Annotated in this window: 11 protein-coding genes; 3 read left to right on the top strand and 8 right to left on the bottom strand. The window is 65.7% G+C overall.

What is annotated here, in order from left to right:
* Positions 1-6 precede the first annotated feature (6 nt).
* The 5 genes from E5CHR_RS20405 to E5CHR_RS20385 form a co-directional block, all read right to left on the bottom strand.
* The gene (locus E5CHR_RS20405) at positions 7-642 is read right to left on the bottom strand and encodes a glutaredoxin family protein (protein ID WP_162581535.1); all 636 of its coding nucleotides are present in this window, start codon (positions 640-642) and stop codon (positions 7-9) included.
* 121 nt (positions 643-763) lie between these two features.
* On the bottom strand, positions 764-2,812 hold the full coding sequence (locus tag E5CHR_RS20400) for a M3 family metallopeptidase (protein ID WP_162581534.1): 2,049 nt from the start codon (positions 2,810-2,812) through the stop codon (positions 764-766).
* 34 nt (positions 2,813-2,846) lie between these two features.
* Complete coding sequence (gene folD / locus E5CHR_RS20395; RefSeq protein WP_162581533.1) at positions 2,847-3,692, bottom strand: bifunctional methylenetetrahydrofolate dehydrogenase/methenyltetrahydrofolate cyclohydrolase FolD; 846 nt, start codon at positions 3,690-3,692, stop codon at positions 2,847-2,849.
* Positions 3,693-3,766: 74 nt separating this feature from the next.
* Complete coding sequence (locus E5CHR_RS20390; protein ID WP_068672826.1) at positions 3,767-4,396, bottom strand: response regulator transcription factor; 630 nt, start codon at positions 4,394-4,396, stop codon at positions 3,767-3,769.
* Positions 4,393-6,936, bottom strand: a complete 2,544-nt coding sequence (locus E5CHR_RS20385) for a PAS domain-containing sensor histidine kinase (RefSeq protein WP_162581532.1) — start codon at positions 6,934-6,936, stop codon at positions 4,393-4,395. The genes E5CHR_RS20390 and E5CHR_RS20385 overlap by 4 nt, the downstream gene beginning before the upstream one ends.
* Before the next feature lie 204 nt (positions 6,937-7,140).
* Between E5CHR_RS20385 and aceE the strand changes: the two genes are divergently transcribed.
* The 3 genes from aceE to lpdA are packed head-to-tail and all read left to right on the top strand — an operon-like array spanning position 7,141 to position 13,422.
* Positions 7,141-9,867: a pyruvate dehydrogenase (acetyl-transferring), homodimeric type gene (aceE, locus tag E5CHR_RS20380; RefSeq protein ID WP_162581531.1), complete on the top strand. Its 2,727-nt coding sequence runs from the start codon at positions 7,141-7,143 to the stop codon at positions 9,865-9,867.
* Between the two features lie 44 nt (positions 9,868-9,911).
* Entirely contained in the window at positions 9,912-11,570 is a 1,659-nt protein-coding gene (aceF, locus tag E5CHR_RS20375) for a dihydrolipoyllysine-residue acetyltransferase (protein ID WP_162581530.1), read from the top strand.
* A 10-nt stretch (positions 11,571-11,580) separates the two neighbouring features.
* Positions 11,581-13,422 carry a dihydrolipoyl dehydrogenase gene (gene lpdA / locus E5CHR_RS20370; RefSeq protein WP_162581529.1) on the top strand — a complete coding sequence of 614 codons (1,842 nt, stop codon included), beginning with the start codon at positions 11,581-11,583 and terminating at the stop codon, positions 13,420-13,422.
* A gap of 51 nt (positions 13,423-13,473) precedes the next feature.
* Here the strand turns inward: lpdA and E5CHR_RS20365 are convergent, their stop codons facing one another.
* The 3 genes from E5CHR_RS20365 to nthA form a co-directional block, all read right to left on the bottom strand.
* On the bottom strand, positions 13,474-14,697 hold the full coding sequence (locus E5CHR_RS20365; RefSeq protein WP_162581528.1) for a GTP-binding protein: 1,224 nt from the start codon (positions 14,695-14,697) through the stop codon (positions 13,474-13,476).
* A gap of 68 nt (positions 14,698-14,765) precedes the next feature.
* Entirely contained in the window at positions 14,766-15,464 is a 699-nt protein-coding gene (gene nthB, locus E5CHR_RS20360) for a nitrile hydratase subunit beta (protein ID WP_162581527.1), read from the bottom strand.
* A gap of 22 nt (positions 15,465-15,486) precedes the next feature.
* Positions 15,487-16,101 (bottom strand): nitrile hydratase subunit alpha, encoded by a 615-nt coding sequence (nthA, locus tag E5CHR_RS20355; protein ID WP_162581526.1) that lies wholly within the window; start codon positions 16,099-16,101, stop codon positions 15,487-15,489.
* Between the last annotated feature and the right edge of the window lie 167 nt (positions 16,102-16,268).

Here is a 16,268-nt window from a genome sequence, read left to right as displayed (position 1 = left end):
CAGAGATCAGAACTTGATGCCTGCCGGGTTGCTCGGCGTCGGCCCGCTCGCAGCTGCCGGGGGGGGCACTGGCGCCGGGGCGGGCGCGGCGGCGGCTGGGGCGGGTGCAGCGGGCGCCGCTTGCGAAGCCACCAGCGGCTGAGCCGGCGGATTGCGATAGCCCGCCGGCACCTGGGAGCTCTTGGGGTACCCAGCCGCGTCGAGGTACTGGGACCACTGGGCATCCGAGAAGCCCTTGAGCTGCTGCGAGCCGATGGTCAGCAGCGGCAGCGAGTTCTGGCCGCTCAGGCGCTGCAGCGCTTCAATGTCCTCGCTGCTCTTGACGGTCCGTTCCTCGAAAGGAACGCCGCGCGTCACCAGAAGCGAGCGGCCCGCGCCGCAGGGGCCGCATTCATCGCTGGTGTAGATCGTGACGGGGTAGCGCTGAGCCACCTGTCGCAGCTCATAGGGGAGGGCCGGCCCGGCACCGCCCTCGCCGCTGCCGCGCGGCGCGACAGCCGGGGCATTGGCCGCAGGCGGCTGATCGGAGAAGGTGACCCTGCCGTTCTTGTCGACGTGGCGATAGACCGGCTGCGCCAGCGCGGCGCCAGCGGCAAGCAGCAGCAGGAGAGCGGCGCCTGCAAGACGTGGGTGAAGCTTCATGGGTGGCCTTGGCTTTCGTGATCCAACGGGGCGGAGTATCTCAGGCCGGGTGGGCAGAAGGCCGGACCACTGGAGCACCTTCGCCTTCGGCTGCGGTATCGCCCCGGGACCGGCCTACTGATCAGGCCGGCTGCGCCACCGTCATGCCCTGGTGGCGCAGCAGCGCGTCGAGCTGCGGCTCGCGGCCTCGGAAGGCCTTGAAGGACTCCATCGCGGTGCGGCTGCCGCCGGCCTCGAGGATGGCCTCACGGTAACGCCGGCCGGTCTCGATGCTCGGCTCGCCATTGGCGCCAGCGCTTTCCTCGAAGGCGGCGTAGGCATCGGCGCTCAGCACCTCGGCCCACTTGTAGCTGTAATAGCCGGCCGCGTAGCCGCCCGAGAAGATGTGGCTGAAGGTGTTGGGCGTGCGGCTGAAGGGCGGCGAGGGCATCACCGCGACTTCGGCGCGCACTTTGCCGAGCAGCGCCATCACGTCGCCTGGCCCAGCGGTGGCGGCGTCGTACTCGGTGTGCAGCAGCATGTCGAAAAGCGAGAACTCGATCTGGCGCAGCGTCTGGAGTCCGCTCTGGAAGTTCTTGGCCGCGATCATCTTGTCGAACAGCGCGCGCGGCAGCGGCTCGCCGGTGTCGACGTGCGCGGTCATGTGCGCGAGCACCTCCCACTCCCAGCAGAAGTTTTCCATGAACTGGCTGGGGAGTTCGACGGCATCCCATTCCACGCCGCTGATGCCGGAGACGTCGCGCTCGTTCACCTGCGTGAGCATGTGGTGCAGTCCGTGGCCGAACTCGTGGAACAGCGTCGTCACGTCGTCGTGCGTGAGCAGCGGCGGTTTGCCATCGACGCCGCCGGCAAAATTGCAGACCAACTGCGCCACCGGCGTCTGCAGCGTAGCGGTGTCGGGGCGCAGCCAACGGGCGCGCACGTCGTCCATCCAGGCACCGCCGCGCTTGGCGGCTCGGGCAGACGGATCGAGGTAGAACTGGCCGACCTTCTGGCCGCCACGCTCGATGCGGTAGAACTCGACGCTCGGATGCCAGACGGGCGCGCTGTCGCGGCGGATCGAGACCTCGAACAAGGTCTCGACGATCTTGAAAAGCCCTGCCATCACCTTCGGTGCCGGAAAGTACTGCTTGACCTCTTGTTCGCTGAAGGCGTAGCGCGCTTCCTTGAGCTTCTCGCCGATGTAGCTCCAGTCCCATGGCTGGGGATCGTCGATGGAAAGCTGCTGCGAGGCGAAGACCCGCAGGTCGGCCAGGTCGCGTTCGCCGAAAGGGCGTGCCTTGGTTGCGAGGTCGCGCAGGAACTTGATCACCTGATCCGCCGACTCGGCCATCTTGGGGACGATCGAGAGCTCGCCGAAATTCGGGTAGCCGAGGAGCTTTGCCTCTTCCTGGCGCAGCGCGAGGATTTCTCGAATCAGCTCGGTATTGTCGAGCGCGGGGTCGCCAAATTCGCTGGCCCGGGTGACATAGGCGCGGTAGAGCTTCTCGCGCAGTGCGCTGCTCCTGGCGAATTGCATGACGGGCAGATACGAGGGCATCTTCAGCGTCAGCTTGTAGCCCTGTTTGCCTTCGGCTTCGGCCGCCGCGCGCGCGGCGCTGATCACATCCTCCGGCAGTCCGTCGAGCTCGCCGAGCGGTGCGTAGTAGGCGAAGGCGTCGGTGGCGTCCAGCGCGTTCTCGCTGAACTTCTGGCTCAGCTCGGCCTGCCGCTCCTGGATGTCGGCAAAGCGTTTCTTGGCCTCGCCTTGGAGCTCGGCGCCACCGAGCACGAAGTTGCGTATCGCATTGCGATGCGCCTGGCGCTGCTCCGCGTTCAGCGTCGCGGGATCGATGGCCTTGTACTTGGCGTAGAGCCGCTCGTCCGAGCCCAGGCGCGTCCAGAAGGCGGTGACCCGGGGCATGGCCTCGTTGTAGGCCGCGCGCAGCTCGGGCGTGTCGGCCACGGCGTTCAGGTGGCCGACGGCGCCCCAGGCGCGGCTGAAGCGCTCGGAAGCGACGTCCAGCACCTTGGCGATCGCGTTCCAGTCGGACGGGAACTCGGTCGCAGTGACCGTTTGCAAGGCGGCCTCGGCGTCGGCCAGCAGCACGTCCACAGCCGGGGCGACATGCTCGGGCTTGATTTGATCGAACAGCGGAAGGTCGTGAAAGTCGAGGAGCGGATTGGTCATGGTCTGAAGCAGTTGGCGGTCGGTTCGAGGGAGTTCAAGTGCGCTCGGCCGCTTCAAGGGTGTTGACGAGCAGCATCGCACGGGTCATGGGGCCGACGCCGCCCGGCACCGGCGTGATCCAGCCCGCCACTTCGCGCACGGCGGCGAAGTCGACGTCGCCGCAGAGCTTGCCCTCTTCGTTGCGGTTCATGCCCACGTCGATGATCACGGCGCCGGGCTTGACCATGTCGGCCGTGAGCACATTGCGCTTGCCGACGGCGGCGACCACCACGTCGGCCTGCCGCGTGAAGACGCCGAGATCCGGCGTGGCGCTGTGGCAGATGGTCACCGTGGCGCTCTTGGCCAGCAGCATCAGGGCCATCGGCTTGCCCACGATGTTGCTGCGGCCGATCACCACGGCGTGCTTGCCTCGCAGCTCGTAGCCGATGGACTCCAGCATCTTCATGCAGCCGTAAGGGGTGCAGGGCCAGAAGCCGGGCTGGCCCGTGACCAGCGCACCGGCGCTGGCGACGTGGAAGCCGTCCACGTCCTTGGCGGGCGAGATCGATTCGATGACGCGGGCTGCGTCGATGTGCTTGGGCAGCGGCAACTGCACCAGGATGCCGTGGATCGCAGCGTCCTTGTTGAGCGCATCGATGCGGGCCAGCAGCTCGGCCTCGGACAGCGTGGCCGGATGGCGCTCCAGCACGGAATGCAAGCCGGCTTCCTCGCTGTCCTTGACCTTGTGGCGCACGTAGACCTGGCTGGCCGGATCCTCGCCGACCAGGATCACGGCGAGCCCGGGCGTGACGCCGCGCGCCTTGAGCGCCTGCACGCGGCGCGATACATCGGCCCGCGTGCGGGCCGCGAGGGCATTGCCGTCGATCAGTTGAGCTGTCATCGTTTTCGATTCTCCAAGTAAAAACGCCCGCTTGCGCAGGCGTTCGATTCGATGTGACTATGGTTGCGATGCCGTCAAGCCTTGGCCGGCGCTGCCTGGCCGAGGGCAATCTTGAGTAGGTCGGCCACCGTGTTGGCGTTCAGCTTTTCCATGATGTTGGCGCGATGCGCCTCGACCGTCTTGATGCTGATGCCCAGGTCGTCCGCGATCTGCTTGTTGAGCCGGCCGGCGACGATCCGCTCCAGCACCTGGGCTTCGCGGCCGGTCAGCTTGGACAGCAGTGCGTCGCGGCTGGCCGACTGCTGGTGTTGGGCGAACGCGCCGCGCGCGTGTTCGAGCATGCGTTCGACCAGCGCCACCAGCGCCTCGTCGTTGAAGGGTTTCTGGATGAAGTCCATCGCGCCCTTCTTCATGCTGTCGACCGCCATCGGGACGTCGCCGTGCCCGGTGATGACGACGATGGGGAGCGGCGAGCGACGCTCGATCAGGCGGTCCTGCAGTTCGATGCCCGACATGCCGGCCATGCGGATGTCGACGATCAGGCAAGCGACCTCGCGGGGGTCGTAGCGCGAGAGGAAGGACTCGGCCGAATCGAAGCAGCGAACGCGGTAGTCCTTGCCTTCGAGCAACCATTGCAACGAATCGCGGACTGCTTCGTCGTCGTCGACGACATAGACCGTGCCCTTCTTCGGAATCAAACTCATGCGGGTACTTTCGCCTCGTTGCTTGCTACGGAATCAATAGCGTCCAACACCGGAATCCAGAAGGAAAAACGGCATCCGACCACGTCCGGGCCATTGTAGATGTTCTCCGCGCGCATCCGGCCGCGGTGCGACTCCACGATGGTGCGGCAAAGGTTGAGCCCGATGCCCATGCCTTCGGGCTTGGTGGAGAAGAAGGCCTCGTAGAGCCGGTCCATCACTTCGGGGGCCAGGCCCATGCCGGTGTCCTGCACCGAGAACTCGATGGCGTTCTGGCCCTCGATGACCTTCGGCAGGACGCGCAGCTCGACGCTGCGGCGTGCCAGCGGCCGTTCTGCCAGGTCGATGGACTCGGCCGCGTTCTTCAGCAGGTTCACCATCACCTGTTCGATCAGGATCGGATCGACGCGCACCACCGGCAAGCGCGCCGCCACGTAGTGGTTGAGACGCACGTTGCGGCGCCTGAGCTCGATGCCGGCGAGCTCGACCGCCTCGCTCACCATGGTCGAGACTTCGGCCGGCGTGCGGTTGGGCTCGCTGCGCTTCACGAAGGAGCGGATGCGCTGGATGATCTGGCCGGCCCGCTGCGCCTGCTTGGAGGTCTTGTCGAGCGCCGCGAGCAGCGCGTCGGAGTCGATCTGCTGGCCGCGGATGCGCGACATCATTCCGTTGCAGTAGTTGGTGATCGCGGTCAACGGCTGGTTGAGTTCGTGGGCCACGCTGGAGGCCATCTCGCCCATCGTGATAAGGCGGCTCGCGGCCTGCGCCCGGTCGGCTTGCGCGGCCGACAGGTCTTCGGCCATTCGGCGCGGCGTGATGTCGGTCGCGATCACCAGCTGCGCCAGGCGGCCGTCGACCCAGGTCAGGTAGCGCGAGCGCACTTCCAGCCACTTGCCCAGCTCCGGCACGAAGATCTCGTTGTTGGCTGGCTGGGCGGCGGTCAGCTGGTCGATCGGCAGGCCGGCGAACGGGTCGACGTCGTCCAGCGCATCGTCGTGTGCATGCGAGGCCGGCACGCCGGCCTGCGCCACCATGCCCAGGTGCCCCACGGTGTCGGACCCGAACCAGAGGCGGTACAGCTTGTTGGCGAACAGCAGCTCTTCGCTGCCGAGCGGCGCCACCGAGACCGACGCGTCCAGCGCTTCGAGCACCGTCGTGAAGCGCTCGTAAGAGGCCGACAACTGCTCGCGGATGCGGGTCGGTTCGGTGATGTCGGTCATCGAGGTCATCCAGCCGGTCTGATGGCCGCGCGCGTCGATCAGGGGCGAGACGTAGAGCCGCGCGTTGAACACCGTGCCGTTCTTGCGCTTGACGCGCACCTGGAAGCCGCCGGGCAGTGCGCGCCCGTGCAGCTCTTCCTCCAGCCGCTCGTTCATGATTTCCCGGTCGGATTCCAGCCAGTAGGGGAAGGGAGGCGTCTGGCCGACCAGCTCCTCTTCGTCCCAGCCCGTCATCGCGCAGAAGGCCGCGTTGACGTAGGTGATACGGCCCTCGAGGTCGAGCACCCGCATGCCGGTGAGCATGGAGTTTTCCATCGCGCGCCGGAAGTTGGTCTCGGCCACCAGGGCCTGCTGGGCCTGCAGCCGCCGCCGGGTATGGCGCCAGGTGCCGATCAGCATCCAGCTCGTGAGCACGCTGAGCGCGCCGACCAGCCAGAAGAGCCCGTTGCCGACCACGCCCTGGGAGGTTCGGTAAGCCTGCGCCCGCAGCACCAACGCATTGCCCACCGGCGATACCGGCACCTCGTACTCGTTGGTCTGTTCGGTCCAGGGCAGCAGGCGGGCCTCGGCTTCTCGCGGGCTGGCGACGGTGTTGCCGGCGATCAGCCCACCCTTGGCGTCGAGCAGCGACACCGCATAGCGCGCCGATACCTCCGAGGGCATGCCGTAGCGCAGGATGCCGTCGATCGAGAACTCGCCGAGCACTTCGCCCGCGAACAGGCCCTGGTCGAAGAAGGGGACGTGCAGCTGGAGCATGGCTATGGGATCGCCGCCCGCCACCGGTTGCGAGAACACCGGCTGGCGCAGCTCGCGCGCGAGTGCGTAGTTGCTCTCGATATCGCCAGGGCGCAGCACGTCGCCCACCGCATGCTGCTGCGCTGGATGGACGCTGGGCGCCGCATAGCCGGACTTGAAGCGGCGCCGGTCGTCGATCCAGCTGATGGCCTGCAGCTCGGGAAACTGGCTGACCAGCGACTCCGCCCGGCTGGCGAACTCGGTCGCGTCGATCTCGCGGTTGGAGGCATCGCGCGCAAGGCGCATCAACTGCTCCTGCCGCTCCAGCAAACGCAGGCGCACGCGCTGCTGGGCGTACTCGACGTCGCGCTTCACCGACTCCTGCTCGCGCTCCAACTCCTCTGCCCGCAGGTACCAGAAGGCCGCGACGATCGCAGCCAGGAACAGCAGCACCGCCGCCAGCGGGGCCAGCATTGCCACCGCGTCCTGCAGCACCGGCGTCTGCCGGCGCCACCAGCGCCGCCACCAGGACAGCGGCGATGCCTTGACGGCGCTGCGCGCCACCGCGATCGGGGAGGAGAAGGGCATCGCGCGAGTGTAGGGGAACGCCCCTCCACCGGAATGGCAGGGGCGCAGTGCCATGGCTCCGAAAGGGGCTGCCATGACTCGTAATTTCACATTAAGAAAACGCCACGCACTATTTGAAATTGCGATATTTCTGTGAGAAACTCCCGCGCGCTGCCGGATCCGGCACTAAATTACCCAGCCACACCCCTCAAAAAGGAGACAAGCATGTCGGCAATTCCCGAGAACCGCTACGGTTCCGCTGCGAACGACACTGACGCCCAGGAAACCCGCGAGTGGATGGACGCCCTGTCCGCCGTGATCGAGAGCGAGGGGCCCGATCGCGCGCACTTCCTGCTCGAACAACTTCTGGAGCACGCGCGCCAGAGCAGCATCGACAAGCCGTTTTCCGCCAACACCGCCTACGTCAACACCATCGAGCCGGACCAGGAGGAGCGCTGCCCCGGCAACCTCGAGATCGAGGAACGCCTGCGCGCCTACATGCGCTGGAACGCGATGGCCATGGTCGTGAAGGCGAACCGCCACCATCCGCCCGAGGGGGGCGACCTGGGCGGCCACATCGGCTCCTTCGCCTCGCTGGCCAACATGTTCGGGGCGGGCTTCAATCACTTCTGGCATGCCGAGAGCGAGAACCACGGCGGCGACTGCCTGTACATCCAGGGCCACGTCTCGCCCGGCATCTATGCGCGCGCCTACCTCGAAGGCCGCCTCACCGAGGAGCAGTTGCTCAACTTCCGCCAGGAGGTCGATGGCAAGGGCCTGTCGAGCTACCCCCATCCGAAGCTGATGCCCGAGTTCTGGCAGTTCCCCACCGTCTCCATGGGGCTCGGTCCGCTGATGGCGATCTACCAGGCGCGCTTCCTCAAGTACCTGCATGCGCGCGGCATCGCCAACACCGAGAACCGCAAGGTCTGGGTGTTCTGCGGCGACGGCGAGATGGACGAGGTCGAGTCGCTGGGCGCCATCAGCCTGGCGGCGCGCGAGCGTCTCGACAACCTGATCTTCGTCATCAACTGCAACCTGCAGCGCCTGGATGGCCCGGTGCGCGGCAACGGCAAGATCGTCCAGGAACTGGAAGGCGAGTTCCGCGGTTCCGGCTGGAACGTGATCAAGCTGCTGTGGGGCAGCAACTGGGACCCGCTGCTGGCCCGCGACAAGGACGGCGCACTTCGCAAGATCATGATGGAGACGAACGACGGTGACTACCAGTCGTTCAAGGCCAACGACGGCGCCTACGTGCGCAAGCACTTCTTCGGCCGCGATCCGCGCACGCTGGAGATGGTCGCCAAGATGAGCGATGACGACATCTGGCAGCTGCGCCGCGGCGGCCATGACTCGCAGAAGGTCTATGCGGCCTTTGCGTCGGCCGTCAAGCACACCGGCCAGCCGACCGTGCTGCTGATCAAGACCGTCAAGGGCTTCGGCATGGGCAAGATCGGCGAGGGCAAGAACACGGTTCACCAGACCAAGAAGCTCGGCGAAGAGGACATCAAGACCTTCCGCGACCGCTTCAACATTCCGATCCCCGACAGCCAGATCGGCGACCTGCCCTTTTACAAGCCGGCCGACGACACGCCGGAAATGAAGTACCTGCACGAGCGCCGCAAGGCGCTGGGCGGCTACCTCCCGCATCGGCGCACCAAGGCCGACGAGAGCTTCACCGTGCCCGCGCTCGACGTCTTCAAGGCGGTGCTGGAGCCCACTGCCGAGGGCCGCGAGATCTCCACGACGCAAGCGTACGTGCGCTTCCTCACGCAGCTGCTGCGCGACAAGGCGCTGGGCCCCCGCGTGGTTCCCATCCTGGTCGACGAGGCGCGCACCTTCGGCATGGAAGGCCTGTTCCGCCAGGTCGGCATCTACAACCCCGATGGCCAGCAGTACACCCCGGTCGACAAGGACCAGGTCATGTACTACAAGGAGGACAAGGCGGGCCAGATCCTGCAGGAAGGCATCAACGAGGCGGGCGGCATGTCGAGCTGGATCGCTGCGGCCACCTCGTACAGCACCAACAACCGCATCATGGTGCCTTTCTACGTGTACTACTCGATGTTCGGCTTCCAGCGCATCGGCGACCTGGCGTGGGCCGCCGGCGACATGCAGGCGCGCGGCTTCCTGCTGGGCGGTACCTCGGGGCGCACCACGCTCAACGGCGAGGGCCTGCAGCACGAGGACGGCCACAGCCACATCCTGGCCAACACGATCCCGAACTGCGTGAGCTACGACCCGACCTTTGCGCACGAGGTCGGCGTGATCCTGCACCACGGCCTTCAGCGCATGGTCGAGAAGCAGGACAACGTCTACTACTACCTGACGCTGCTCAACGAGAACTACGCGATGCCCGGCCTGCAGCCCGGCACCGAGGAGCAGATCATCAAGGGGATGTACCTGTGCAAGCAGGCGCCGGAGGTCAAGGCTGCCAAGGGCAAGGAAGCACCGGCCGTGCAACTGCTCGGCAGCGGCACCATCCTGCGCGAGAGCATCGCGGCGCAGCAACTGCTCGCAGAGGACTGGGGTGTCGCCGCTTCGGTGTGGAGCTGCCCGAGCTTCAACGAGCTGACACGCAACGGCCAGGATGCCGACCGCTGGAACCTGCTGCATCCGGCCGAGACGCCGCGTGTGCCCTTCGTGACCGAACAGCTGTCCAGGACGACCGGGCCGGTCGTCGCGTCGACCGACTACATGAAGGCCTATGCGGAGCAGATCCGGCCCTTCATCCCGAAGAGCCGCAGCTACCGCGTGCTGGGCACCGACGGCTTCGGCCGCAGCGACTTCCGCAACAAGCTGCGCGAGCACTTCGAGATCAACCGCCACTACATCGTGCTGGCAGCGCTCAAGGCACTGGCCGACGACGGCGCCGTGCCCGCCGCCAAGGCCGAGGAAGCCATCAAGAAGTACGGCATCAACGCCGAAAAGATCAACCCGCTCTACGCGTAAACAACAGCAACAACCATCTGCGCCTCTAGGGCGGGAGACACGACATGGCAACAGTGGAAGTGAAGGTGCCGGACATTGGCGATTTCGACGAAGTCGCGGTGATCGAAGTGCTGGTGAAGGTCGGCGACACCGTGAAGCCCGAGCAGTCGCTCATCACGGTGGAGTCGGACAAGGCCTCGATGGAGATCCCGTCGAGCGCGGCCGGCGTGGTGAAGGAGCTCAAGGTCGGCGTGGGCAGCAAGGTCAGCGAAGGCTCGGTCGTGCTGGTGCTGGAAGGCGAGGGCGCAGCTGCGGCCCCCGCGCCGGCAACGGCTCCGGCGCCGGCGCCGGCTTCGGCCGCACCGGCGCCTGCCGCCGCTGCGCCAGCGCCCGCTGCGGCCGCTCCCGCGGCAACGGGGCCGGTGGAAGTCAAGGTGCCCGACATCGGCGACTTCAAGGATGTCGCGGTCATCGAGGTGCTGGTGAAACCCGGCGACACGATCAAGGAAGAGCAGTCGCTGATCACAGTCGAGTCGGACAAGGCGTCGATGGAGATCCCGTCGTCGGCGGCCGGCGTGCTGAAGGAACTCAAGGTCAAGGTGGGCGACAAGGTCAACGTGGGTGACCTGGTCGCGATCCTCGAAGGATCCGCGGGCGGCACCGCGCCGGCAGCCTCCGCGCCGGTTTCGGCGCCTGCACAGGCGAGCGCGTCAGCTGCTGCACCTTCCGCGGCACAGGCGTCCTCGCCTGCCCCGGCTGCTGCACCTGCGCACGACCCGACCGTCGCGCCCAGCGGCAAGCTTCCGCACGCCTCGCCGTCGGTGCGCAAGTTCGCCCGCGAACTCGGTGTGCCGCTCGACGAAGTCAAGGGCAGCGGCCTCAAGGGCCGCATCACGCAGGAAGACGTGCAGAACTTCACCCGCGCGGTGATGAGCGGCGCGGCCAGCACCAAGGCCGCAGGCGCCAAGGCACCGGCGGGCGGGGGCGAAGCGCTGGGCCTGCTGCCCTGGCCCAAGGTCGACTTCACCAAGTTCGGCTCCGTCGAGCGCAAGGACCTGTCGCGCATCAAGAAGCTCAGCGGCGCAAACCTGCACCGCAACTGGGTCATGATCCCGCACGTCACCAACAACGACGAGGCGGACATCACCGAGCTCGAGGCCTTCCGCGTCTCGACCAACAAGGAGAACGAGAAGTCCGGCATCAAGGTGACCATGCTGGCCTTCGTGATCAAGGCCGTGGTCTCGGCACTGAAGAAGTTCCCTGAATTCAACACCAGCCTCGACGGCGATCAGCTCGTCTACAAGCAGTACTTCCACATCGGCTTTGCTGCCGACACGCCCAACGGGCTGGTCGTTCCGGTGCTCAAGGATGCCGACAAGAAGGGCGTGCTGCAGATCAGCCAGGAGATGGGCGAGCTCGCCAAGAAGGCGCGCGACGGCAAGCTCGGCTCGGCCGACATGCAGGGCGGCTGCTTCTCCATCAGCTCGCTGGGCGGGATCGGCGGAACGCATTTCACGCCGATCATCAACGCGCCGGAGGTCGCGATCCTGGGCCTGTCCAAGAGCGCGATGAAGCCGGTATGGGACGGCAAGCAGTTCGTGCCGCGGCTGACCCTGCCGCTGTCGCTGTCCTACGACCACCGCGTGATCGACGGCGCCCTGGCGGCACGCTTCAACGCCTACCTCGGTCAGGTCCTCGCGGACTTCCGCCGTGTCCTTCTCTGAGGTGCCGACCATGAGCGAAGTGCAAGTCAAGGTTCCGGACATCGGCGATTTCGCTGAAGTCGCGGTCATCGAGGTGCTCGTCAAGCCGGGCGACACCATCAAGGTCGAGCAGTCGCTGGTCACCGTCGAGTCGGACAAGGCGTCGATGGAGATCCCGTCTTCGCATGCCGGCGTCGTCAAGTCGGTGGCAGTGAAGGTGGGCGACAAGGTGAGCGAAGGCTCGGTCGTGCTGACGGTGGATGCGGCCGAAGCCGGCGCTGCCTCGCCCGCGTCAGCGCCGGCACCTGCGGCCGCGCTCGCCGCCCCGGCTCCTGCGGCGGCTGCATCGGCCCCCAAGGCCGCAGCGCCGGCGCCGGCGCCAACCCCTGCCGGCAGCTACACCGGTGCCGTCGACCTCGAATGCGATCTCCTGGTGCTCGGCGCCGGTCCCGGCGGCTATTCCGCTGCCTTCCGCGCGGCCGACCTGGGTTTGAAGGTCGTGCTGGTCGAACGCTATGCCACCCTGGGCGGCGTCTGCCTCAACGTCGGCTGCATTCCTTCCAAGGCGTTGCTGCATGTGGCGGCGGTGATGGACGAGGTCAAGCATTTCGCAGACTTCGGCGTTGCCTATAACGACCCGGTGATCGACCGCAGCAGGCTGCTGGTGCGCAAGAACAAGGTGGTGAGCAAGCTGACCGGCGGCCTCAGCGCGATGGCCAAGATGCGCAAGGTGACCACCGTGCGCGGCATCGGCGAGTTCGTGGACCCGTACCACGTCAAGGTGCAGGAAACCTCGGGCGACGGCAAGGACACGAGCGGCAGCGCGAAGACCGTCAAGTTCCGCCACTGCATCATCGCGGCCGGCTCTCAGGCCGTGCACCTGCCCTTCATGCCCAAGGACCCGAGGGTGGTCGACTCCACCGGCGCGCTGGAGCTGGGCGTCGAGCCCAAGCGCATGCTGATCCTGGGTGGCGGCATCATCGGCCTCGAGATGGGCTCGGTGTATTCCACGCTGGGGGCTCGGCTCGATGTCGTCGAGATGCTCGACGGACTGATGACCGGCGCCGATCGCGACCTGGTCAAGGTCTGGCAGAAGCTCAATGCGCCGCGCTTCGACAACATCATGCTCAAGACCAAGACGGTCGGGGCCGAGGCGACCAAGGACGGCATCCGCGTGTCGTTCGAAGGCGAGCAGGCGCCCAAGGAGCCGCAGCTCTACGACCTGGTGCTCCAGGCCGTGGGCCGCAGCCCGAACGGCAAGAAGATCGGTGCCGAAAAGGCCGGCGTGGCCGTCAGCGACCGCGGCTTCATTCCCGTCGACATCCAGATGCGTACCAACGTGCCCCACATCTTTGCCGTGGGTGACATCGTGGGACAGCCCATGCTGGAGCACAAGGCGGTGCACGAGGCGCACGTGGCGGCGGAGGTGATTGCGGGCGAGCAGAAGGGCGACAAGGAACTCGCGAGCGCGGCCTTCAATGCCCGCGTGATCCCGAGCGTGGCCTACACCGACCCCGAGGTGGCCTGGGTCGGCCTCACCGAGGACCAGGCCAAGGCCGAGGGCGTCAAGGTCGAGAAGGGCCTGTTCCCCTGGACCGCCTCGGGCCGTGCCATCGCCAACGGTCGCGATGAGGGCTTTACCAAGCTGCTGTTCGACAAGGAATCGCACCGGATCGTCGGCGGGGGCATCGTCGGCACCCATGCCGGCGACATGATCGGGGAGATCGCACTGGCGATCGAGATGGGCGCCGATGCCATCGACATCGGCAAGACCATCCATCCGCACCCGACGTTGGGTGAAAGCATCGGCCTGGCCGCCGAAGCGGCGCACGGCAGTTGCACCGACCTGCCGCCGGTCAAGCGCAGCAGCTAGGCAGCGCCCGGAGCGCAGCAACAAAAACCCGCCGGCGGCGGGTTTTTTCATTCAATGCCGCCGCGCTGGTGGAAGTGGCGAGGGCGTGCTGAGCATCTGTGTCGCGCCGGAAAGCGCGCCCCATGCGTCCGGCCCTTCGTCGATCTCGTCGTTCGTCAACAGGCACGCATCCAGATCCGCGCGCAGCCATTTGAAGTCGATGCCCTGGCCGATGAAGACGATCTCCTGTCGGCAGTCGCCCAGCCATTCGTCCCACTTCGCCAGGATCGCGTCGCGGCGATAGCTGTCCCGTGGCCATGCCTCCTGGTCGATGAATTTCCACCATCGACCCACGAAGCCCCAGCTGAAGGCGCCACCGGTCTGGACGAGCATGCCGATGTCCTCGTGCTGGCTGGCCAGCCAGAAGTAGCCCTTGCATCGGAGCAGGACTCCGTTCCTCCACGAGCGGCGTAGAAAGCCGTGGAGACGTTGGGGATGGAAAGGTGCGCGCTCGCGATAGACGAAGGAGGCGATCCCATACACATCGGCCTCCGATTCCGGCTCGACGTTGTCCATGCGACGAAGCCACCCGGGCGCGTTGGCGAGTTGTGCCAAGTCGAAGCTTTGGGTGTTGAGCACCTTGTCGAGCTCGACGCTGCCCCGCTCCATTGCATGGATCTTCGCGCGTGGGTTGAGAGAGTGCAGAAGCGAACCCAGCTCACCCAGCTGCTCGCCGTCGATCAGGTCGACCTTGCTGATCAGTATCACGTCGGCGAACTCGATCTGCTCCAGCAACAGATCGGACAGGCTCTTGAACTCCTCGCCCACCATGCCGTCCTTCTTGATTCTTTCATTGGACTCGAACAGCGACCTGAAACTGAGGCCGTCGACCACCGTGACCATGGTGTCGAGTCGCGCGACTTCCGACAGGCTGAACCCTTTTTCGTCGAGAAAGGCGAAGGTCTCGGCGACCGGGAAAGGCTCGGAGATTCCCGTCGACTCGATGAGCAAATAGTCGAAGCGGTTCTGCGCAGCAAGCTCCTCGACCTGCTTCAGCAGGTCTTCGCGGAGCGTGCAGCAGATGCAGCCATTGCTCATCTCGACCAGCCGTTCGGTGCTTCGATCGAGTGAGACATTCCGTTCGACGTCCTCTGCATCGATGTTGACCTCGCTCATGTCGTTCACGATCACGGCCATCTTCAGGTTCTGGCGGTTTTGCAGGATCTGATTGAGCAGCGTCGTCTTTCCCGAACCGAGAAATCCGGACAGCACTGTCACAGGCAATCTGTTGTCCATGTTTCACCCGAACAATGAAGAAGGCCGAATCTGCCAGAAGGCGCTCGGCGCTTTACCGGCTTTCCGCTTCAGACCAGCGCAGCCAGCGCTTTCTGCGACTGCGAGGACTTCTGCCCTTCCGCACTCGGCAGGGTGACCTTGTCCAGGTAGCTCTCGAACAGGTCGACCACCACGAAGCCGTCGTCGCCAGCCGTGCCCCAGAGATCGCTCATCTTGAAGCGCACGTGATAGGTGGGCTCCGCAACCGCTGCCTTGCCGTGGCCGATGGTGTCGGGAAATGGCCATTTCACGCTGGTCCGATGAAGGATCACGCCCTGCTTGCCGCGGACATAGCCGGGCATCCGGATGTGGCCTGAAACGAACTCGTTGCGCACCTCGACCAGGTCACCCACCTCGAACGCGCTGCGCCCCGACTTTCCGACTCGTCCCTCCGACCAGTACGGCCTGGCCAGCTTGAACTCCGCGCCCAGAAACTCATTGAGTTCTTCCTGCGAGATCACGCCGTTCTCGACCAGGAGGGTGGCTGTCCCGATCACGATCCGGTCGTAGTAGGGGGACGAGAAATAGTGCCTCGAATCCATGCGTTCGATGGCGTGCCGCAGTTCGTCGACGCTGAAGTTCTTGAGCTTGTCCGCAGCAAGGAACAGCAGGCTGTACGCCAGGTGTTCCCAGTCTTCATGGAAGACAGGCTTGTAGCTCAGGCTGTTGTTCGTGTGGGGCACCTTGCCGAAGCCCTGCATGCCGCCGAGGTCATGAATACCATCCATTTGGAAGCTCCTTTTCAACGAATTAGGCGATCGACCTGGAGGGTGCCTTGGGCCGCGCTGTGCCGATCAGGACATCCTTGGTGACGAGCTTGGCGAGGTCTTCCTCGGACATGCCTTCGGTGCCCTCGGGGCGTACCGGCAAGACCATATAGCGCGTCTCGGCCGTGGTGTCCCACACCTGGACGGTCACGTCGTCCGGCAGGTCCTCGCCGAGTTCGCGCAGAACGGTGCGGCCTTCGCGCACGAGCCGTGCACGGTATTCGAAGCTCTTGTACCACTCGGGTGGCAATCCCAGCACGGGCCAGTTGGTGCATGAGCAAAGGCTGCAGACGATGACGTTCTGCAGTTTCGGAGTGTTCTCGAGGGCCACGATGTATTCGCCCTGCGGCCCGGTGTAGCCGAACTCCTCGCACGCAGCGGTGCCGTCCTTGAGCAGCAGTTCCCTGAACTCAGGGTTTACCCATGCCCTGGCCACCACGCGCGCCCCGTTTGCGGGATCCCAATCCACCTCCATCTTCCGGGTGAAATCGGCGATGAAGCCATCGGGGATCAGATTCTTGGCGGCCAGCGCCTTGAACAGCGCTCGTGCACGCTCCGCGGGCGTGGTGTCGGTCTTGGAGGGTGTTTCATGACTCATGGGATGCTCCAGTGGGTTGATGTGTCGCGAGTGACTGCAACTGCATCGTATGCATGGAGCGTGCGTGCGGCATGGATGGCAGTGCCATCCCTGTTGCTTGATTCGGCCAAAGCCCGGCGTGCCCGATGGCATGGGAAATGCTTGGATGCGAGGCCTATGGTTTGACA

Source organism: Variovorax sp. PBS-H4, from assembly GCF_901827205.1.
Taxonomy (GTDB): Bacteria; Pseudomonadota; Gammaproteobacteria; order Burkholderiales; family Burkholderiaceae_C; genus Variovorax.
Note: the sequence above shows the minus strand (reverse complement) of the source record. Positions and strands in the feature narration are given on the sequence as shown.